Genomic DNA, 19872 nt, shown 5'->3' with positions numbered 1-19872 from the left:
ACGGTCAGGCGACCGTAGGTCCAGTTGGCGGACAGCAGGCGCAGCAGCAGCGCAACCCCGCGCGGGGTGCGGGTCCGGGCCTCATGTCGCTCGGCGGTGACCGACGTCATGCGGGATGATGTGGGGAAGCCGCCCCCCGGGCGTCAATGCCCGGGGTCGTCGTGACGGGATGCGGTGACGGTGCGGAGCGCCTCCAGCGCGCGGTCCCGGGCCTCCGCATGGTCGAGGATCGGGCGGGGATAGTCGTGACCGAGACGGACGCCGGCTCCGCGCAGGATGTCCGCGGGCGCGGTCCATGGCGCATGCAGCCATTTGTCGGGCAGGGCCGCGATCTCGGGGATCCAGCGGCGGACATACTGTCCCTTGGCATCGAACTTCGTCCCCTGGGTGATCGGATTGAACACCCTGAAATACGGCGCAGCGTCCGCTCCGGATGCCGCAACCCACTGCCAATTCTGCACATTGCTGGCCAAATCGGCATCGACGAGGGTGTCCCGGAACCACGCCTCGCCCCGCCGCCAGTCGATCAGGAGGTCCTTTACGAGAAAGGAGGCGACGATCATGCGGACCCGATTGTGCATCCAGCCGGTCGTCCAGAGCTGGCGCATCCCGGCGTCGACGATGGGGTAGCCGGTCTGTCCCTGACACCAGGCCCGGAAGCCTGCCTCGTCATCGCGCCAGGGCATCCGGTCGTACTCGGGGCGGAAGGCGGTGTCGGTGATCTTCGGGAAGTGGTGCAGGAGGTGGGCCGAGAAATCCCGCCAGCCCAGTTCGGCGACGAACTTGTCCGCCTCCGCCTGTGCGACCTTGCCCTCGTCGGCGGCGGCGCGGACGCGCTCGATGGCGCGCCACGGGTGGATCTCGCCGAAATGCAGATGCGGCGACAGGCGGCTGCAGCCGGGCGCGGCGGGGAAGTCGCGGTCGCGGCTGTAGGTCTTCAGTCCCTGGGTGAGGAAGCGCGACAGGGCCTCCGACGCGCCCGCCTCGCCCGGTGTCCAGTCGAAGCCGGTGGACCAGTCGGGGCGGGAGGGGTGCAGGGCCCAGTCGTCCAGCGTCTCACCGGCCGGCTCCGGGGGTGTCCCGATCGCGCGAGGCCCGGTGGTGTGGGGCGGCGGCTCGGCGGCGGCCAGCAGCGCCTTCAGGAAGGGGGTGAAGACCTTGTAGGGCTGGCCCGACCCGTTCAGGACCGCGCCCGGGCGGCACATCAGCGTGCCGTTCCAGCCCTTCACCTCCACGCCGTCGGCCTTCAGCGCATGGGCGATGTCCGCGTCGCGCACGAACAGTTCCGGCTCGAAACGGCGGTTCATGAAGACGGTGTCGGCGCCGGTCTCGTCAATCAGGCGGCGCAGCTCGGCCTCCGAATCACCGGAGCGCAGGATGAGGCGCGAACCGCGCGCCTTCAGGCTGTCATCCAGCGCCCGGAGCGACTTGTCGAGCCACCAAAGGGAGGCGCCGCCGGCCCGGTCCTGAACCGGACCCCCGTCGTGGATGTAGACCGGAAGAACCGGCGCGCCGGTCTCCGCGGCGTGATTGAGGGCCGGATTGTCGGACAGGCGAAGGTCGCGTCGGAACCACAGAATGACGGGGGCGGGTCTTGTGGTCATGCGGCCGGGCTCCGTGGTAGCTTGCGATCCTCAACGTCCGACGCCACCTGATCGCCGCATAGGTGCGGCAAGGGCCGCGCGTCGCCAAGTCGCTTTACGCAGGAATTCGCCGTGTCCCAGCCCAACGCCGTCATCGACATCAAGGGCGTCGCCCGTCCCGTCAGCATCGGCGGCGGCCAGCGCATCGTCTTCATCGCCGGCCCGTGCCAGCTGGAAAGCCGCCAGCACGCGCTGGAGATGGCCACCGCCCTGAAGGAGATCGGCGAGCGCCTGAACGTCGGCATCATCTACAAGACCAGCTTCGACAAGGCGAACCGCACCAGCGCCAACGCCGCGCGCGGTTTCGGCCTGGAAGGCTCGCTGCCGATCTTCGCCGAAATCCGTGAGAGCATCGGCCTGCCGGTCCTGACCGACGTCCACACCGAAGAGCACTGCCGCATCGCCGGCGAGGTGGTCGACGTGCTGCAGATCCCGGCCTTCCTGAGCCGCCAGACCGACCTGCTGCTGGCCGCCGCCGCCACCGGCAAGGCGATCAACATCAAGAAGGGCCAGTTCCTGGCCCCGTGGGACATGAAGAACGTCATCGCCAAGGTCACCGGCGCGGGCAATCCGAACGTCATGGCCTGCGAACGCGGCGCCAGCTTCGGCTACAACACCCTCGTCAGCGACATGCGCGCCCTGCCGGTGCTGCGTGAGATCGGTTGCCCGGTCGTGTTCGACGCCACCCACTCGGTGCAACAGCCGGGCGGGCAGGGCACGTCGTCGGGCGGCCAGCGCGAGTTCGTGCCGGTGCTGGCCCGCGCCGCCGTGGCCGTGGGCGTGGACGCCGTTTTCATGGAAACCCACCAGGACCCGGACAACGCCCCGTCGGACGGCCCGAACATGGTGCCGCTGAACGAGTTCGAGGCCCTGGCCGCGGATCTGCTCGCCTATGACGACCTGTCGAAGGCGCGGATGGCGAAGGCGGCCTGAATCCGGTAGTCCGGCCGTATGGCTGAACGCACGCTCGATCTGGGACAACTGCAGGCGCTTCTGGAGCGCGTGCGCGGGCTGAAGGTCGCCTGCGTCGGCGACCTGATGCTGGACCGCTACGTCTATGGCGAGGTGAGCCGCATCTCGCCCGAGGCGCCGATCCCGGTGCTGAAGGCGAAGCGGACCGTGGCCATGGCCGGGGCGGTCGGCAACGTCGCGCGCAACGTCGGGTCGCTGGGCGGCGCCGCCCGTCTGGGCGCGGCGGTCGGGCAGGACGCGGCGGGCTTCGAGCTGCTGGCCCTGATCAAGCAGGACGAGGGCGTCGACAGCTTCGTCGAGGTCAGCCCCCTGGCGCCGACGATCGTGAAGACCCGCTATGTCTCGGCCGGCCAGCAACTGCTGCGGCTGGACGACGAGGAGCCCGGCGACCGGACCCTGCCGTCCAACGGCGTGTTCGACGGCGCGGCCTCGATCCTGATCTCCGACTACGCCAAGGGCAGCGTCACCGCCGCCCTGCTGGACGACGCCCTGAAGGCCGCGAGGGCCTCGGGCGCGCCCGTGATCGTCGATCCCAAGGGCTCGGACTTCGCCAGATACGGCGCGGTCGATGTGATCAAGCCGAACGCCAGCGAACTGGCCGGGGCCACCGGCCTGCCGGTCGATAGCGATGCGGACGTCGAGGCGGCCCTGACCGCCCTGCTGGCCGCGACGACGGCCAAGGCCATCATCGTCACCCGCGCGGGCAAGGGCATGAGCCTGATGCGGCGCGGCGGCGAGGCGAAGCACTTCCCCGGCCGGGCGCGCGAGGTGTTCGACGTCTCGGGCGCCGGCGATACGGGGCTGGCGGCGCTGGGGCTGGCGCTGGGCGCGGGCGCCTCGCTGGAGACGGCGGTGGAGTTCGCCATCCTCGCCTCGGGCGTGGTGGTCGGCAAGGCGGGCACCGCCGTGGTCACCCCGGCCGAACTGATCGACGCCGAGATGAGCCAGCACGCCTCGGGCGCCCACGCCAAGGTCATGCCGCTGGACGAACTGGCGCATGTGGTCGAGGGCTGGAAGCGTCAGGGCCTCAAGGTCGGCTTCACCAACGGCTGCTTCGACATCCTGCACCGCGGCCACGTCGCCTATCTGGCGCAGGCCCGCAGCTGGTGCGACCGGCTGGTGGTGGCGCTGAACACCGACGCCTCGGTGCGCCGCCTGAAGGGCGAGGGGCGTCCGATCAACGATCTGGACAGCCGCGCCGTGGTCATCGGCGGCCTGCAGTCGGTGGACCGGGTGACCAGCTTCGACGACCCGACCCCTATCGCCCTGATCGAGCGGCTGCGGCCCGATGTGCTGATCAAGGGCGCGGATTACACCCGCGAGGGCGTGGTCGGCGGCGACCTGGTGGAAAGCTGGGGCGGCGAGGTGAAACTGGCGACGTTCGAGGACGGCTTCTCCACGACGCGCACGATCTCGAAGATGAAGGACAGCTGATGGCCCGGCGAATGATCGTGGTGACCGGCGGCGCGGGCTTCATCGGCTCGAACATCGTCGCGCGCCTGTGCGCCGGGGACCGCCATGACGTGGTGGTCTGCGACCGCATGGAAGAGGCGGCGCTGGGCAAGTGGAAGAACCTGGCCAAGCACGGCATCGCCGACTTCTGGCAGCCGGAAGAGCTGTTCGAGAAGCTGGAGCGGCACGCCGAGCGGGTCGAGGCCATCGTCCACATGGGCGCCATCTCCTCGACGACCGAGGCCGACGCCGACCTGATCATGCGCACCAATTTCAGCCTGTCCCGCGACCTTTGGGACTGGTGCGCGCAGCGCGATGCGCGGCTGATCTACGCCTCGTCGGCGGCCACCTACGGCGACGGGGATCAGGGGTTCGAGGACGACAACAGCCTTGAGGGCCTGTCCGCGCTTCGCCCGCTGAACGCCTACGGCTATTCGAAATTCCTGTTCGACCAGTATGCGGTGAAGCAGGCGGCGCGGGGGCATGTGCCGGGCCAGTGGGCCGGGCTGAAGTTCTTCAACGTCTACGGCCCGAACGAGTACCACAAGGGCGGCATGAAGTCGGTCGTGGCCCAGATCTGGCCCAAGGTGCAGGCGGGCGAGCCGGTCACCCTGTTCCGGTCGCACAATCCCGACTACGCCGACGGCGGCCAGATGCGGGACTTCGTCTTCGTCGAGGACGTGGTCGACATCATCGACTGGCTGCTGGAGACGCCGTCGGTGTCGGGCGTGTTCAACGCCGGATCGGGCCAGGCGCGATCCTTCCTGGACCTCGCCAACGCCACCTTCGCGGCGGCGGGCAAGGCCCCGCAGGTCGAGTATGTCGACACGCCGCTGTCGATCCGGGACAAGTACCAGTACTTCACCGAGGCCCGGATGGAGCGCGTCCGCGCCGCCGGCTACAGCGGGCAGTCGACGCCGCTGGAGGAGGGGGTCCGCCGCTATGTGCAGGACTTCCTGATGAAGGCGGACTCCTACCGGTGACCCGCGCGAAGCTGACATTCCGGCAGTGGATCGGCATCGTCGGCATCGCTCTTGTCGTGCTGCTGGTCGCCGCGGTGGCCGTCTGGCGCGGCGATATCCTGAAGGCGGGGCTGGACCCGCAGGTGCCGTTCCAGACCTATACGCCGCCCGCGGCGCCCGACTATCGCGACCCGCGCGCCTGGGCCCTGCTGGACGCGCGCGCGCCGGAGGCCGGGGAGGCGGCGGTCTTCTTCGTGCATTCGACCACCTATGACGGCGGCCGCCACTGGAACGGGCCGATCGGCGAGGGCAAGGGCGAGCGCTGGTTGAAGGACGTGGTCCTGCCCAACTACGCCGGTCCCTTCGCCCGCGCCGGAGCCGTCAGCGCCCCGCGCTACCGGCAGGCCAGCCTCTACACCCGCCTGACCCTGCGCGAGGACGCCCGCGAGGCGCGCGCCTTCGCCTACCGGGATGTCGAGGCGGCCTTCGACGCCTGGCTCGCGCGCCATCCGCAGGGACCGATCGTGCTGGCCGGGACGGAGCAGGGCGGGGAGCTGCTGGACCGGCTGGTGCGCGAGCGGCTGGCGGCGGACCCGGCGCTGCGGGCGCGGCTGGTGGCGGTCTATCTGATGGATGTGGTCGCCGCCGCGGACGCCCTGCCGCGCACCGTGCCCGCCTGCGCCCGGCGGGACCAGATCGGCTGCGTGGTCGGCTGGTCGCCGGTCAGCGAAGGCAATGACGGCGCCGCCCGCCGGCGTCTGACCCGCGCCCTGGTCTGGGATGCGCGCGGCAGGCTGGTGCTGCTGGGCGAGCGCCCGGCCCTGTGCGTGAACCCGATCACCGGCTCGACCGATCCCGCCCCGGCGCCGGCCCGGGCCCAGCGCGGCGTGACCAATGCGACGGGGCTGGAGTGGGGCGCCCGCCCCGCCCTGATGGCGCGCGAGGTGTCGGCCCAGTGCCGCGACGGCCTGCTGCGCCACACCGATCCGAAGCTGGAGTCCCTGAAACTGACCGGGAGCTGGGCTGATCGCAGAAAGTCTAGGCCCTACAACCTGTTCTACGGGGATATTGAGGCGGACGTTCAGGCGCGCCTGACGGCCTGGCGCGCGGCGCGCCCGGCCGCCTAGTCCAGTCCGGAGCGGTCGTTGCGCCAGTCGAACAGGGCCTCGAGCACCTTCACCGCCTCGCCGCGCGGGCTCAACAGGTCCGGGTCGCGCCCCAGCACCAGCCGGGCGTCGTCGGCCGCCGCCAGCATCAGGGTGCGATGGCGGATGGGGTCGGCGAACCGATAGGCCGGGAAGCCGCTCTGCTTGAGCCCCAGCGGATCGCCGCCGCCGCGGAGCCGGAAGTCCTCCTCGGCGATCTCGAACCCGTCCTCGGTGCGGCGCAGGGTCTCCAGCCGGGTCTTCGCCGTTTCGCCGAGCCCGTCATCGCCGCCGCCGTACAGCAGCAGGCAGGTCGAGGCCGCGCTGCCGCGCCCGACCCGTCCGCGCAGCTGGTGCAACTGGGCCAGGCCGAAGCGGTCGGCGTGTTCGATGACCATGATCGAGGCGTTGGGCACATCGACCCCGACCTCGACCACCGTGGTGGCGACCAGCAAGGGCGTCCGCCCGTCGGCGAAGTCGGCCATCACCGCCTCCCGCTCCGGCCCCGGCATCTGGCCGTGCGCCAGCCCTACCTCGACCTGCAGGATGCGGCGCAGGTCGGCGGCGCGTGCTTCCGCCGCCGCCAGATCGCTGGCCTCGCTCTCGGCCACCAGCGGACAGATCCAGTAGGCCTGCGCCCCGCCGTCCAGCGCCGCCTTCAGCCGCTTCGCCACCTCGCCGATGCGGGCCAGAGGCAGGACGGCGGTCGTGACCGGGGTGCGCCCCGGCGGCTTCTCGGTCAGGCGCGAGACGTCCAGTTCGCCGTACTGGGTCAGCTCCAGCGTGCGCGGGATCGGGGTGGCCGACATGGTCAGCAGGTGGACGCCGCCGGTGCGTGGATCGCCCTTGGCCTGCAGCCGCTGGCGCTCGTTGACGCCGAACCGGTGCTGTTCGTCGATCACCGCCAGCCCCAGCCGGTCGAAGCGGACCGCGTCCTGGAACAGGGCGTGGGTGCCGATGGCGACCTTGGCCTCGCCGGAGGCCAGAGCCGTCAGCTTGGGCCGCCGCTCGGCCTGGCTGTCGCGGCCGGTCAGCAGGACCGTCGGCACGCCCGCCGCCTCCAGCATCGGCGCCAGACGCTGCCAGTGCTGGCGTGCGAGGATCTCTGTCGGCGCCATCAGGGCCGCCTGGAAGCCGGAGGCCGCCGCGTCGGCCAGCGCCAGCGCCGCGACCGCCGTCTTGCCCGAGCCGACGTCGCCCTGCAGCAACCGCCCCATCTGTTCGCCCGAGGCGAGGTCGTGGCGGATCTCCTCGACCGCCCGCGCCTGCGCGCCGGTCAGGGTGAAGGGCAGGGCGGCCAGCAGTCGTTCCGAGGCCTCGCCGGGGCGGATGACCGGGGCCGGGGTGATCTGCCGGGCGCGCCGCCGCCGGGCCAGCGCCAGCTGGTGGGCGAACAGTTCGTCATAGGCCAGCCGCTCCCGCGCGGGGGCGTCCGGTTCCAGATCACGGTCGCCGGCCGGGGCGTGCAGGGCGCCGAGGGCCTCGCGCCAGCCGGTCCATTTCTGGCGCGCCAACCAGGCGGGGTCCTGCCATTCCGGCAGTTCGGGCGCATGGTCCAGCGCCTGCTGAACCAGCTTGCGGATGTTGCGCGACGCCAGCCCCTGGGTCGCCGGATAGACCGGCTCCACCGCGGCGATCTCGTCGGCCTCGGTCAGTTTGAATACGTCCGGATGGACGATCTGGACCTCGTTGTTGAACCGCTCGACCTTGCCGGACACCAGCCGCGTCTCGCCGCGCGGCAGCAGGCGGTCGATGTGCTGGCCGGAGCCGCCGAACCAGACCAGATGCACGAAGCCGGTGCTGTCCAGCGCCCGCACCTTGATCGGCACGCCCGGCTTCCCGGGCAGGAACAGACGGTCGACGGTCACCTCGAAGATGCCGACCTGGCCCTCGACGGCGTCCACGGCGGTCATCGGGCGACGCACGACCACGCCGGAGGGCGACAGGAAGGCGACGTCGCGGACCAGCGGCCCGGCCACCTTCTGCACGAGCGGCAGCACCTTGGGCCCCACGCCCTTCAGGGTGGAGACCTCGGCGAACAGCGGGAAGAGAATCTGGGGCCGCATCAGGGCCAAGGTATAGCGGGCGCGGACGCCCGTCGTCCCTATCCGTCACGCTTGCGAAGCCTGGCGTGATCGACCGGGCAGACGCGGCGGGAGCCGGTCTGGCGGAATTCCGAAAGCCGCAGCTTGGTCTCATGGTCGTCGGGCCCGGCGTGCCCCTGCGGATGCAGGCCGCGATAGTAGAGCTTCTGCCACTGGTCGGCCGGGGCGGAGGGCTTGGTGCGCCGCGCCCACTCCTGGAATTCGGCGCGCGAGACGGCCCAGGCGTCATAGGTTTCCAGCAGGCCCGGTTCGTCCTCCATCGGGCGCAGTTCGGGCTTCAGACCGGCCACCGCGCCGCGCGGGGTCGGGAAGAAGTGGCAGAAGGGCTCGTTCTCCTCGAACCGCACCCAGACGTCGGGCCGGGTGAAGCGCCAGTTCATGGTGAAGGTGTAGGGCGACCAGTCGGTCTCGATGATCCCGCTGAGCGGCGCGATGCCGTCCTTGAAGGCGTTGGGCGGGCCGCCGACCCACAGGTTCCAGCCCTCCGAGGTGCGCATGATCCCGTCGACGTGGAAGGTCAGGATGCCGTTGCCGAACTCGGACACCGGGGCCTTCTTCGGGTCCGTGCCGGGGTCCAGCCTGATCTCGATCGAGCCGGTGTTCTGGCCGCCGTGCCAGCGGGCCGAGAAGCCGCAGGGGCTGAGCACATCCCAGCCGTGGGCGTTGGCGATGGCCAGCGGCAGGCAGCGGTAGGCGAAGCTTTCGGGCGTGTCGGTCATCCATTGCCGCTTCGCCGAGGCCGGGGCGATGCGGGGCGTCCAGCCCTGACGGACATAGCAGACCAGCTCGGTCCCGGCGGCGCGGACCGTCGCGCCCTTCGGTCGCGCCGGCGCCGATCCCTTGAGCCGCTTCGCCATCTTCGATTCCCAATCTGCCGATGGCTTCGGCTTAGGCGGCGGGCCGCAAGCTTTTATGACGGCGCCCGGAAGGTGGTTCCGCTGGAAAAACGGGAACCGAGAGCCTATCTCGGGCCTCACTTCATCTGGACTGACCGGGCAAGGATTCTTGTGGCCGACACGAACGCGCGTCTGAACGAAACCCGGGAACAGCGGCTGGGCCGGATCGCCTTCCGCGCATGGCGGCGCGGCTTCCGCGAGGCCGATCTGGTGCTGGGGCCGTTCGCCGATCAGGTCGGCCCGACCCTGACGCCGGAGGAGCTGGACCTGTTCGAGGACCTGCTGATGGAGGACGACGACCACGCCCTCTACGCCTGGATCATCCAGACCGCGCCGACGCCCGAGAAGTACGACGGCAGCCTGATGACGAAGATCCGCGCCTTCATGGCCGCCCACGTCGCCGCCGAGGTGGCGAAGGGGGCCGGTTGATGGATGCGATGACCCCGACCCGGGGCGACCGGGAGCTGGGCGGCGCGCCCGAGGGGCTGGACGCCCTGACGGTGGCGGAACGCCTGCGGGCCGAGGGCGGCGTCGGCCTGTTCGTCGCCCGTGACTATGCCCGCATGGGCGAGTTCACCCAGGCATTCCGGTTCTTCGCCAATGATATTGAGGTCATTGAGTTTCCGGCGTGGGACTGTCTGCCCTACGACCGCCTGAGCCCGACCGCTTCGGTCTCGGCCGAGCGGATGGCGGCGCTGACCAGACTGGCCTGCCGGGAGGCGGATGACCGTCGCCCGCTGCTGGTCACCACGACCATCGCCGCCGCCACCCAGCGCACGCCGCCGCGCGAAATCACCTGCGGCGCGGGCTTCGAGACGACGGTCGGCCTCGACCTCGATACGGCGGCGCTGGAGCGGTATTTCGCGGCCAACGGCTACCTCCGCGCCTCGACCGTGTCCGAGCGGGGCGAGTTCGCCGTGCGCGGTGGGGTCATCGACGTCTTCCCGCCGGGCTTCGAGGAGCCTGTGCGCCTCGACATGTTCGGCTCCGAGCTGGAGACGATCCGCACCTTCGATCCGGCGACCCAGCGGTCGACGGGCCAGATGCGGTCGATCTCGCTGGCCCCCGTGTCCGAGGCCCTGCTGACGCCGGAGGGCATCTCCCGCTTCCGCACCGGCTACCTCAACCTGTTCGGCGCGGGCGGCGACGATCCGCTGTACGCCGCCGTCAGCGAGGGCGCGCGCCGTCAGGGCATGGAGCACTGGCTGCCGCTGCTCTACGAACGGCTGGAGACCCTGTTCGACTATCTGCCGGATCAGGCGCCGGTCTTCCTCGACAACCAGGCCGAAGCCGCCCGCGCCGAGCGCTGGACCCTGACGGCCGACGCCTGGGAGGCGCGCCGCGATGCGGCGCAGGCCAAGGGCGGGGCGGCTAACCGCGCCCTGCCGCCCGAACGCCTCTATCTGCCGGAAGCCGACTGGAACAGCGCGCTGGCGGGACGCAGCGTCCTGCGCCTGTCGCCGTTCTCGAGCGGGGGCGAGGACGCCGGCGGGCGTCTGGGGCGCGCCTTCACCGCCGAGCGGTCGCAGGACAGCGTCAATCTGTTCGAGGCGGTGGCGAACCACGCCCAGAGCCTGAAGGCCGCGGGCAAGCGCGTCCTGTTCGCCTCGTGGACCGAGGGCTCGTCCGAACGTCTGGCGGCCATGCTGTCGGATCACGGGCTGGAGCATGTGGTCGCCGTGCGCGACTGGGCCGATGTGCAGACGGCGCCGGACGGCCTGTTCCTGCGCGGCGTGCTGCCGGTCGAGCACGGGTTCGAGACGGACGGTCTGGCCGTCATCTCCGAGACCGACATCCTCGGCGACCGACTGGCGCGGCCGCGCAAGAAGCGCCGGGCGTCGAACTTCCTCGCCGAGGCCTCGGCCCTGACGGCGGGCGATCTGGTCGTCCACCTGGATCACGGCATCGGCCGTTATGACGGGCTGAAGACGCTCGAGATCCAGGACGCGCCGCACGACTGTCTGGAGCTGATGTACGCGGGCGAGAGCAAGCTCTACCTGCCGGTCGAGAACATCGACCTGCTGACCCGCTACGGCACCGACGCCGACGGGGTGCAACTGGACCGGCTGGGCGGCGCGGGCTGGCAGGCGCGCAAGGCCAAGGCCAAGCAGCGGCTGCGCGATATGGCCGAGGGGCTGATCGCGCTGGCGGCCAAGCGCTCCTTGCGCACGTCCGACGCCATCACCCCGCCGCAGGGGCTGTTCGACGAGTTCTGCGCCCGCTTCCCCTATGAGGAGACGGACGACCAGCTGAACGCCATCGGCGACGTGCTGGAGGATCTGGGCAAGGGCACGCCGATGGACCGTCTGGTCTGCGGCGACGTCGGCTTCGGCAAGACCGAGGTGGCCCTGCGCGCCGCCTTCGTCGTCGCCATGAGCGGTCAGCAGGTCGCGGTCGTCTGCCCGACCACCCTGCTGGCGCGTCAGCATTTCAAGACCTTCTCCGAGCGCTTCGCCGGCTGGCCGATCAAGGTCCGCCACCTGTCGCGCATGGTCACCGCCAAGGACGCCGCCGAGACGCGCGCGGGCCTGAAGGACGGTTCGTTCGAGATCGTCGTCGGCACCCATGCGGTGCTGAGCGAGCAGGTCGGCTTCAAGGACCTGGGTCTCGTGATCGTCGACGAGGAGCAGCATTTCGGGGTCAAGCACAAGGAGAAGCTCAAGTCGCTTCGCGCCGACGTGCACCTGCTGACCCTGACCGCCACCCCCATCCCGCGCACCCTGCAGATGGCGCTGTCGGGCATCCGCGAGATGTCGATCATCGCCACCCCGCCGGTCGATCGTCTGGCGGTGCGCACCTACGTCACCCCGTGGGATCCGGTGCTGGTCCGCGAGGCCCTGCTGCGCGAGAAATACCGCGGCGGGCAGGCCTATTACGTCGTGCCGCGCCTCAGCGACCTGCCGGACATCGAGAAATTCCTTCGCGAGCAGGTGCCCGAGATCAAGTTCGTGGTCGGCCACGGCCAGATGTCGCCGACCCAGCTGGAAGACGTGATGAGCGCCTTCTACGACGGCAGTTACGACCTGCTGCTGTCCACGACCATTGTTGAGTCCGGACTTGATGTTCCGACGGCCAACACCTTGATTGTACACAAGGCGGATATGTTCGGCCTGGCGCAGCTGCACCAGATCCGGGGGCGGATCGGCCGGGCCAAGGCCCGCGCCTTCGCCTATCTGACCACGGACGCCCACAAGCCCCTGTCCCTGTCGTCCGAGCGGCGCCTGCAGGTGCTGCAGTCGCTGGACAACCTCGGCGCCGGCTTCCAGCTGGCCAGCCACGACCTGGACCAGCGCGGCGGCGGCAATCTGCTGGGCGACGAACAGTCGGGCCACATCCGCGAGGTGGGCGTCGAACTGTACCAGCAGATGCTCGAGGACGCCGTCGCCGAGCTGCGTCAGGCGGGCGAGGGCGGGGTGGTCGATCGCGGCTGGTCTCCGGCCATCAACGTCGGCGCGGCTGTATTGATTCCAGAGGATTACGTCCCGGACCTGAACGTCCGCCTGAGCCTCTATCGCCGTCTGTCGGACGCCGAGAACAACGAGAGCCGCGAGGCCCTGGCCGCCGAGCTGATCGACCGCTTCGGTCCGCTGCCGGACGAGGCCAAGCAGCTGCTGCGCATCGTCGGCATCAAGGCCAACTGCAAGACCGCCCACATCGAGCGCATCGACGTGGGGCCCAAGGGCGCGGTCCTGACCCTGCGCGACAACAGCTTCCCCAATCCGGTGGGGCTGGTGGGCCTGATCCAGAAGAACCACGCCTTCTGGAAGATCCGGCCGGATCAGAAGATCGTCGTGAAGGGCGACTGGGACACGCCGGAGGACCGCCTGAAGGTCGCCGAGCGGATCACCGCCGATCTGGCCCGGGTGGCGGGAGCGGCCTGAGGGCCGCTGCGCGTCAGTACGGCGCGCCCAGCTCCGTGACGATTTCCAGCTCGTTGCGCAGACGCGCGACCCGCGCCGTCGTCAGGTCGAGCCAGCAACTGTCCCGGACCAGCAGGCCGAGGGTTCCGCCCTGCGCGAGGGAGCGGTAGTCGCATTCGGCGTCGCGGAAGCCGATCCAGGCCCGCTGGGCGTCGCGCAGTTCCGTCTTCAGGTCCGCGGGCAGGCGGGCCATCAGGTCGCGGTAGGTCGCGTTCAGCGCCGCGTCCTGCCGCTCATATTCGGCCGCCGAACAGTCCCGCATCTCGCTGGTGACGCCACCGGCGCGATCCAGACAGGCCGCGTAGGCGGCGCCGGGCGCGGGCGGGTCCTGCATCAGGGCCGCGCCGAACAGCAGGGTGGCGAGCACCGGCATCAGCGCGGGCCCGAGACGCCGAGGTCGTTCGAGGCGCGTTCCAGCACCACGGCGGGGGATTCGCCCGGCATGACCTCGGCCACCCCGACCTCGAACTCCACCACGAAAGGCGAGCGATCCGGGCCGGCGTCGAAGGCGGTGCAGCTGATGACCGCGGCGATGCGGTCGGCGGCGATGCGGGCGGCGGGGCCCTTGGTGGCGGGGAGGGCCAGGGCGAAGAAGTCCGCCGACAGACGGGCGGCCGTGTCCTCGGTGCGGATCAGGCGCGAGACCATGGCGCCGATCTGGGGCAGGGCGCGATCCAGCCAGCCGCCCTCGCGCGCGCCGGCGACCGCTTCGGTCTCGGCTACGCGCAGGACGGCGACCGACAGCGGACGGCGGCGCAGGCGGGCGCCCTCGGCGATGCGGGCCAGATGGCTGGCGAACAGTTCGGGGGTGAACAGGCCGGTGGCCGGGTCGGTCAGGCCCGAGCCGCGGGCGCTCTCCAGCGCCCGGCGGATGGCGACGTGGCGGCGGTGCGCCCGGGCCAGGGCGACGATCCGGTGCGCGGTCTCTTCCTCGCGCGTGTCGGCGGCGGCCACATCGGCGAAGCCGCGGTTGTAGAGCTCGGCCAGATTGATCTCGCCGGAGCCGCGCAGATAGAGGATCGCCGGCACGTGATAGAGCCGGGTGTTCCGCTTCATGCCCGAGGCGATCGACAGGGCCGGGGCGTGATCCTCGGCGCCCCACAGCACCGCGGCGTCGAACGGGCGTTCGTGCAGATAGTCGAAGGCGGTGTAGGGCGTCGGCGCGGCAACCACCTCGCAGCCGAGATCGGTGAGGGCGTTGGAGAGGGCGAGGAAGTGACGGTCCGGCTTGCCGGCCGCCAGCACCCGCAGCGGCGCGGTTTCCTGTTCGGGGGTGACCAGTGGTTCGCCGCGCGCCGCGAAGGTGGCCTCGCGCAGGCTGACCTCTTCCTCGGCGATGGCGCCGCGCACGAGATTCTCCAGCCGGATCGCCGCCTGGGCCGCGTGCGGCGCGGCGGTCATGGCGATGTCGACGGCGCCGGGGTCCCACTCGGCGGTCGCGGGCCCCACGGCCATGACCGGCAGGCGTCGCGGCGAAACGGTCTGGCGCATGGCGAGAACGCCTTCCTCGGCCTCGGCCAGGGATGCGTCCAGAATCACCGCTTCGAGCGGCCAGTCGATCAGCACCTGCACGGCGCCGGCCAGCGAGCGCGCGGTCACCGTGCGCCAGCCGAGCGCGTCCAGCCCCTGACACAGCGGGCCGATCAGGTCGTCGTCCGGAGCGACGACCAGAATGCGCGGATCAATTGCCAAAGGGACGGCCTCTCCCGATCGCGCCGGCCCCATGGGCGCTCTTCAGGGCGGGGACCATAGCGACGACCCCGGTCGGGAGGCAACGGCCCCCGGTGCGGATTCTCGGGACTGTCACTGGACCGGTTCCCAGCGGACCGAATTGCGGTAAATACAGTCTCTTGGGCGGCTGCGGGTACGGGTTTGCGGGCTGGGACTGACATCAACGCGGCGGCGCGCTGGGCCGCGCCGAAGCTGTGGGGACGACTCTCGGTCCGGGCCTTCACGCGCAGCTGGGGCCGCGACGTCATGCTCTATACGGGCGGGGTGTCCTTCTTCGCCCTGCTGGCCGTCTTCCCCGCCATCGCCATCCTGATCGGCTTCTACAAGGTGGTCCTGTCGATCGGGCAGGTCAGCGAGCAGGCGGCGGCCCTGGCCGACGTCATGCCCCATGCGGCCCGCGCCATCTTCGAGCAGGAGATCCAGCGACTGGCCAACGCCTCGGCCAGCACCGTCTCGGCCCAGAGCTTCTTCGCCCTCGTCATCGGCGGATACGCCGCGCATCGCGGCTTCAAGGCCCTGCTAGCGGGGCTGAATCTGATCCACGACGAGACCGAGCCGCACGGCTTCTTCAAGTTCAACCTGCTGGCCTTCTTCGTGGCCCTGTTCGCCTTCGCCCTGTTCACCGTGGTGTCGGGTGCGGTCGTGACCTCGCGCCTGCTGGAGCACGCCGGGCCGACCACCGGCGCGGGCGGCGGCGGAGGCCTGTCGCTGGACGGCCTGTGGCCCGCGCTCGGGCTCGCGATCGGCCTGACCATGCTCTACCGCTACGCCATGTCCCACACGGCGCCGGTGGCCTGGGCCCCGTCGATCGCCGGCGGTCTGGTGGCGACGGTGATGTCGACCATCTCGTCCTGGCTGTGCGCCATCTATGTCGAGCAGATCGCCCCGCTGGGCGCGACCTACGGCTCGGTCGGCGCGGTCGTGGTGCTGCTGATCTGGCTGTCGTGGAACGTCAACGCCATCTTCTACGGCGGCGCCTTCACCACCGAGATGGAGATCGCCGCCCGCGAGATCGACGGCCCCGCCGAGACGATGGACGGCGAAGGCGACGGCGGCAAGACCGTGGTCAGCCTGTCGGAGCGCCGGGCTTCGCGACCGCGATAGTCAGGACGCCGTCGGCCTCCTCGACGGACAGCACCTCGCCGCCCAGGTCCTGCATCAGGAAGGGCACGTCGATCCGCGCCATGGGATCGGTCGCCAGCAGGGTCAGGCGGGCGCCCGGCGCGGCGGCGTGGAAGGCCTTCTGCAGCTTCAGGCTGGGGGTCGGGCAGCGATGGCCGCGGGCGTCGATGACGGTCATCCGCCGATCCGGTCCAGCAGCAGCTCCAGCGCCACGCCCACACTGGCCAGTCGCACCTGCTCCCGCCCGATGTCGCCGAAGCGCTTCTCGACATGGATCAACCCGGCCGGTCCGGCTGCGGCGAAGTGAACCAGCCCCACCGGCTTGTCCGCCGATCCGCCCCCCGGGCCCGCGATGCCGGTGATGGCCACCGAGACCGCCGCCCGGGAGTTGGCCACGGCGCCTTCGGCCATGGCGCGGGCGACCGGTTCGGACACCGCGCCGTGGGCGGCGATCAGGGCGACGGGCACGGCCACGAGGTCGCTCTTGGCCTCATTGCTGTAAGTGACGAAGCCGCGGTCCACGACCGCCGACGAGCCCGCCACCTGCGTCAGGGCGGCGGCGACCAGACCGCCCGTGCAGCTCTCGGCGGTGGCGATCATCACCCCGCCGGCCGCCGCCTCGGCGACCACGCGGCGGGCGAGGGCCTCGATATCGTCAGGGAACATGGGTCAGGGGCTTTCCGAACGGGTGTCGAGTCGGTCTAGGGTGACCGTGCGTCATACGGGCGACAGCATACGGGGCGGGCATGAGCGAGACCACCATCGATACGGCGCCGCTTCCGGCGGATCGGCTGACCCCCATCCTGTTCGCCGTGGCCATCTTCACCTCGGCCTCGCTGGTCTTCGTGGTCCAGCCGATGGTGACCAAGCTGGTCCTGCCGATGTTGGGCGGATCGCCCTCGGTCTGGAACACCTCGATGGTCTTCTTCCAGACGGCGCTGCTGGCCGGCTACGGCTACGCCCACGCGGTTCAGAAGGTTCGGTCGATCAAGGCGCAGGTGGGCATCCATCTGGCGCTGCTGGCGGCGGCGGCCCTGTTCCTGCCGCTGCACATCAACGGCTGGCTGGGCGACCCCAATCCCTCGACCCCGATCTGGTGGCTGCTGGCGACCCTGACCCTGTCGGTCGGCGCGCCGTTCGCCGTCCTGTCCGCCACCGCGCCCCTGCTGCAGGCCTGGTACGCCCGCGTGCGGGTCGGCTATCCGGACGGCCAGAACCCCTATGTCCTGTACGCGGCCTCCAACCTCGGCAGCTTCCTGGCCCTGCTGTCCTATCCGATCCTGATCGAGCCGCTGACCACCCTGTCCGGCCAGCGCTGGGGCTGGACCGGCGGCTACGGCGTCTTCGTCGTGCTCGTGGTGGCCCTGGCGCTGGTGGTGTGGAGCCGCCGCCTGGATCGCACCGCCGAGCCCGCCCCGCTGGAGAAGAGCGAACCGATCGCCTGGCGGGACAAGGGGATGCTGGTCCTGCTGGCCGCCGCGCCGTCCAGCCTGATGCTGGGCGTCACCGCCCACCTGTCGACCGACGTGGCCTCGGCGCCCTTCCTGTGGGTGATCCCGCTGGCGCTCTACCTGCTGACCTTCGTCATCGCCTTCCAGAGCCGGCCGTGGATCCCGCTGCCGATCACCCTGATCATCCAGGCCGCGGTCGGCGCGGTCTGCGTGCTGCTGGTGGCGTTCCGGTCGGCCAACTGGGGCATGGCGTTCGGCATCAACATCCTGGCCTTCTTCTTCACCACCCTGATGTGCCACCAGCTGCTGGCGGCGCGGCGTCCGGCCCCGGACCGGCTGACAGAGTTCTACCTGCTGATGTCGCTGGGCGGCGTCGTGGGCGGCGCCTTCACCGCCCTGGTCGCGCCGGTGATCTTCGACATGGTGTGGGAGTACCCGCTGGTGCTGGTGCTGGTCGGCCTGCTGCGCCCGTGGGGCCGGGGGCGGATCGACGGCCAGTACATCGGCGCCCTCGTGGCCGCCGGGGTCGTCGCCGCGGCGCCGGTGCTGCTGTCCGTGTGGCTGGATTCCAACGACGAGGCCCGCGGCTTCTTCTACCGGGTCTTCCCGCTGGGCATGTCGCAGCTGGCCATGGTGATCCTGGTGCCGGCGGCGATCTGCGCCTTCCTGACCCGCGACCGGGCGCTGGTCTTCACCGCCATCCTGGTGATGATCTCCCTGTCGTCCCAGTGGATCGCCCGCGGCTATGACTGGAGCTACTCGGAGCGCAGCTTCTTCGGCGTGATGCGGGTGGCCAACATCAATGACGCCATGCTCGGCCGGAACACCCATGTCCTGATGCACGGCACGACCCTGCACGGCGCCCAGGCGCAGACGGGGGACAACCGCTGTGCGCCGACCCTCTACTACAACGTCAACACGCCGATCGGGCAGTCGGCCCTGATGATCCGGGGACGCGGCCCGGCCAACATCGGCGTCGTCGGGCAGGGCTCAGGCGCAATGGCGGCCTACAAGCGTCCGCAGGACCGGCTGACCTTCTTCGAGATCGATCCGATGGTGAACCGGCTGTCGCGCGATCCGCGCTGGTTCAGCTACATCTCCGACTGCGCCGAGGGACCGGTCCAGACCGTGCTGGGCGATGCGCGCCTGACGCTGAACCAGCAACCGGTCGGCAGCTATGACCTGCTGATCATCGACGCCTTCTCGTCGGACGCGGTGCCGACCCACCTGCTGACGGTCGAGGCCATCCGGGGCTACCTGCGACTGCTGAAGCCCAACGGCGTCGTCCTGCTGCACCTGTCGAACCGCAATCTGGACATCACACTGCCCAGCATCGCGGCGGCGCAGGCGCTGGGCGTGCCCGCCCTGCACCAGATCTCGTACGACACCAGCGAGGTGTCCAGCATGGCCGAGGCGGCCACCGAGGCCATCATCCTGTCGCCCAGCGAGGCGGGCCTGGCCGACTTCCGGCGCGACAATCGCTGGCGGGGCGTCGGCGAGACGACGGTGCGGCCGTGGACCGACGACTACGTCAACCTGTTCGGCTCGCTGTGGCGCAGCCAGTTCCCGGAGCCGCCTCCGGGGCGCTAGGCGGCGGGCAGTTCGACCGTCGCCACGGCCTGGGCCGCCAGACCCTCGCCGCGACCGGTGAAGCCCAGTCCCTCGCTGGTGGTGGCCTTCACGCTGACGGCGTCCAGCGGGATGCCGAGGATGTCGGCCAGCCGCTCGCGCATGGCCTGACGGTGCGGCTTCACCTTGGGGCGCTCGCAGATCAGGGTGACGTCCACGTTCGAGATACGGCCGCCGCGCGCGGTCACCAGACCGGCGGCGTGCTTCAGGAACAGGTCGGACGGCGCGCCCTTCCAGGTGTCGTCGGTGGGCGGGAAGTGGTCGCCGATATCACCCTCTCCAATCGCGCCCAGAATGGCGTCGGTCAGGGCGTGCAGACCGGCGTCGGCGTCCGAATGGCCGATCAGCGTCTGGTCGTGCGGGATTTCGACGCCGCACAGCCAGACGGCCCCGCCGGGGCCCCAGCGGTGGACATCGTAGCCGGAGCCGATGCGGATCTGGCGCGGCAGCATAGCTTCGGCCATGGCGAAATCCTCCGGATAGGTCAGCTTCATCAGGCGCGGATCGCCGTCGACCAGGGCGACGCGGCCGCCGTGGCGTTGGACCACAATGGCCTCGTCGGTCGGCGTTTCGGAAGACGGCCAGGTCGCATAGGCCGCTTCGATCACGCCGCGCCGGAAGGCCTGGGGGGTCTGCGCCCGCCACAGGTCTTCGCGATCGACCGTGTCGGTCATCAACCCGTCGGCTCCGCGTCGCAGGCTGTCGGCGACGGGCAGGGCGGGCAGGGCGCCGTCCGCGCCGTCCAGCGCGGCGAGAAGGCGATCGATCACGGCTCGATCCAGCAATGGGCGAGCCGCGTCATGGATCAGCACCGGCTGGTCGGGCGGGGCGCTCAGCGCGGCCA

The 19872-nt window shown here is 70.6% G+C and carries 16 protein-coding genes; 8 read left to right on the top strand and 8 right to left on the bottom strand.

Annotated elements, in window-relative coordinates; all coding sequences use genetic code 11:
• Positions 1-143: 143 nt before the first annotated feature.
• Complete coding sequence (locus VGE03_RS00390) at positions 144-1604, bottom strand: deoxyribodipyrimidine photo-lyase (protein ID WP_331044482.1); 1461 nt, start codon at positions 1602-1604, stop codon at positions 144-146.
• Between the two features lie 111 nt (positions 1605-1715).
• On the opposite strand from VGE03_RS00390, the gene kdsA reads away from it, so the two are divergent.
• The 4 genes from kdsA to VGE03_RS00370 are packed head-to-tail and all read left to right on the top strand — an operon-like array spanning position 1716 to position 6156.
• Positions 1716-2576, top strand: coding sequence for a 3-deoxy-8-phosphooctulonate synthase (kdsA, locus tag VGE03_RS00385; RefSeq protein WP_331044481.1), 861 nt, complete (start codon positions 1716-1718; stop codon positions 2574-2576).
• An 18-nt stretch (positions 2577-2594) separates the two neighbouring features.
• Positions 2595-4049, top strand: coding sequence for a D-glycero-beta-D-manno-heptose 1-phosphate adenylyltransferase (gene rfaE2 / locus VGE03_RS00380; protein WP_331044480.1), 1455 nt, complete (start codon positions 2595-2597; stop codon positions 4047-4049).
• On the top strand, positions 4049-5050 hold the full coding sequence (rfaD, locus tag VGE03_RS00375) for an ADP-glyceromanno-heptose 6-epimerase (RefSeq protein WP_331044479.1): 1002 nt from the start codon (positions 4049-4051) through the stop codon (positions 5048-5050). The genes rfaE2 and rfaD overlap by 1 nt, the downstream gene beginning before the upstream one ends.
• Positions 5047-6156: a DUF3089 domain-containing protein gene (locus tag VGE03_RS00370; protein WP_331044478.1), complete on the top strand. Its 1110-nt coding sequence runs from the start codon at positions 5047-5049 to the stop codon at positions 6154-6156. The genes rfaD and VGE03_RS00370 overlap by 4 nt, the downstream gene beginning before the upstream one ends.
• Here the strand turns inward: VGE03_RS00370 and recG are convergent.
• Both recG and VGE03_RS00360 read right to left on the bottom strand, forming a co-directional pair.
• A complete protein-coding gene (gene recG / locus VGE03_RS00365) occupies positions 6153-8240 on the bottom strand; it encodes an ATP-dependent DNA helicase RecG (protein WP_331044477.1) in 2088 nt (695 codons plus the stop codon). The genes VGE03_RS00370 and recG overlap by 4 nt on opposite strands.
• Before the next feature lie 38 nt (positions 8241-8278).
• Positions 8279-9136, bottom strand: coding sequence for a DUF6065 family protein (locus VGE03_RS00360; protein ID WP_331044476.1), 858 nt, complete (start codon positions 9134-9136; stop codon positions 8279-8281).
• A 150-nt stretch (positions 9137-9286) separates the two neighbouring features.
• Here VGE03_RS00360 and VGE03_RS00355 point away from each other — a divergent pair, with 150 nt between their 5' ends.
• The gene (locus VGE03_RS00355) at positions 9287-9604 is read left to right on the top strand and encodes a succinate dehydrogenase assembly factor 2 (protein WP_331044475.1); all 318 of its coding nucleotides are present in this window, start codon (positions 9287-9289) and stop codon (positions 9602-9604) included.
• Complete coding sequence (gene mfd, locus VGE03_RS00350; protein ID WP_331044474.1) at positions 9604-13056, top strand: transcription-repair coupling factor; 3453 nt, start codon at positions 9604-9606, stop codon at positions 13054-13056. The genes VGE03_RS00355 and mfd overlap by 1 nt, the downstream gene beginning before the upstream one ends.
• Positions 13057-13069: 13 nt before the next feature.
• On the opposite strand, the gene VGE03_RS00345 is transcribed toward mfd, so the two are convergent.
• The gene (locus VGE03_RS00345; protein WP_331044473.1) at positions 13070-13468 is read right to left on the bottom strand and encodes a lysozyme inhibitor LprI family protein; all 399 of its coding nucleotides are present in this window, start codon (positions 13466-13468) and stop codon (positions 13070-13072) included.
• On the bottom strand, positions 13468-14787 hold the full coding sequence (locus VGE03_RS00340) for a diguanylate cyclase domain-containing protein (RefSeq protein WP_331044472.1): 1320 nt from the start codon (positions 14785-14787) through the stop codon (positions 13468-13470). Before VGE03_RS00340 ends, VGE03_RS00345 begins: the two co-directional genes overlap by 1 nt.
• 285 nt (positions 14788-15072) lie before the next feature.
• On the opposite strand from VGE03_RS00340, the gene VGE03_RS00335 reads away from it, so the two are divergent.
• Positions 15073-15930 carry a YihY/virulence factor BrkB family protein gene (locus VGE03_RS00335; protein ID WP_414644862.1) on the top strand — a complete coding sequence of 286 codons (858 nt, stop codon included), beginning with the start codon at positions 15073-15075 and terminating at the stop codon, positions 15928-15930.
• Here the strand turns inward: VGE03_RS00335 and VGE03_RS00330 are convergent.
• Together VGE03_RS00330 and VGE03_RS00325 are read right to left on the bottom strand one after the other, a co-directional pair.
• The gene (locus tag VGE03_RS00330) at positions 15893-16126 is read right to left on the bottom strand and encodes a sulfurtransferase TusA family protein (protein WP_331044470.1); all 234 of its coding nucleotides are present in this window, start codon (positions 16124-16126) and stop codon (positions 15893-15895) included. The two genes, VGE03_RS00335 and VGE03_RS00330, sit on opposite strands and share 38 nt — an antisense overlap.
• Positions 16123-16614 (bottom strand): CinA family protein, encoded by a 492-nt coding sequence (locus VGE03_RS00325; protein ID WP_331044469.1) that lies wholly within the window; start codon positions 16612-16614, stop codon positions 16123-16125. Before VGE03_RS00325 ends, VGE03_RS00330 begins: the two co-directional genes overlap by 4 nt.
• Positions 16615-16694: 80 nt before the next feature.
• Between VGE03_RS00325 and VGE03_RS00320 the strand changes: the two genes are divergently transcribed.
• Positions 16695-18989, top strand: coding sequence for a fused MFS/spermidine synthase (locus VGE03_RS00320; protein WP_331044468.1), 2295 nt, complete (start codon positions 16695-16697; stop codon positions 18987-18989).
• Here VGE03_RS00320 and ispF read toward each other — a convergent pair.
• On the bottom strand, positions 18986-19872 hold an 887-nt coding region (gene ispF / locus VGE03_RS00315; RefSeq protein WP_331044467.1), incomplete at its 5' end, for a 2-C-methyl-D-erythritol 2,4-cyclodiphosphate synthase. The genes VGE03_RS00320 and ispF overlap by 4 nt on opposite strands.

Origin of the sequence: Brevundimonas sp. (assembly GCF_036400995.1) — a bacterium.
Classification (GTDB): domain Bacteria; phylum Pseudomonadota; class Alphaproteobacteria; order Caulobacterales; family Caulobacteraceae; genus Brevundimonas.
The sequence above is the reverse complement of the archived record's forward strand: the minus strand, read 5'-3'. Positions and strand labels throughout refer to the sequence as shown.

Bases quoted from the DNA above. Each gene is read 5' to 3' on its own strand.
- VGE03_RS00390 (WP_331044482.1), bottom strand. From the start codon at position 1,604: ATGACCACAAGACCCGCCCCCGTCATTCTGTGGTTCCGACGCGACCTT.
- rfaE2 (WP_331044480.1), top strand. From the start codon at position 2,595: ATGGCTGAACGCACGCTCGATCTGGGACAACTGCAGGCGCTTCTGGAG.
- rfaD (WP_331044479.1), top strand. From the start codon at position 4,049: ATGGCCCGGCGAATGATCGTGGTGACCGGCGGCGCGGGCTTCATCGGC.
- recG (WP_331044477.1), bottom strand. From the start codon at position 8,240: ATGCGGCCCCAGATTCTCTTCCCGCTGTTCGCCGAGGTCTCCACCCTG.
- VGE03_RS00360 (WP_331044476.1), bottom strand. From the start codon at position 9,136: ATGGCGAAGCGGCTCAAGGGATCGGCGCCGGCGCGACCGAAGGGCGCG.
- mfd (WP_331044474.1), top strand. From the start codon at position 9,604: ATGGATGCGATGACCCCGACCCGGGGCGACCGGGAGCTGGGCGGCGCG.
- VGE03_RS00345 (WP_331044473.1), bottom strand. From the start codon at position 13,468: ATGCCGGTGCTCGCCACCCTGCTGTTCGGCGCGGCCCTGATGCAGGAC.
- VGE03_RS00335 (WP_414644862.1), top strand. From the start codon at position 15,073: ATGCTCTATACGGGCGGGGTGTCCTTCTTCGCCCTGCTGGCCGTCTTC.
- VGE03_RS00330 (WP_331044470.1), bottom strand. From the start codon at position 16,126: ATGACCGTCATCGACGCCCGCGGCCATCGCTGCCCGACCCCCAGCCTG.
- VGE03_RS00325 (WP_331044469.1), bottom strand. From the start codon at position 16,614: ATGTTCCCTGACGATATCGAGGCCCTCGCCCGCCGCGTGGTCGCCGAG.
- VGE03_RS00320 (WP_331044468.1), top strand. From the start codon at position 16,695: ATGAGCGAGACCACCATCGATACGGCGCCGCTTCCGGCGGATCGGCTG.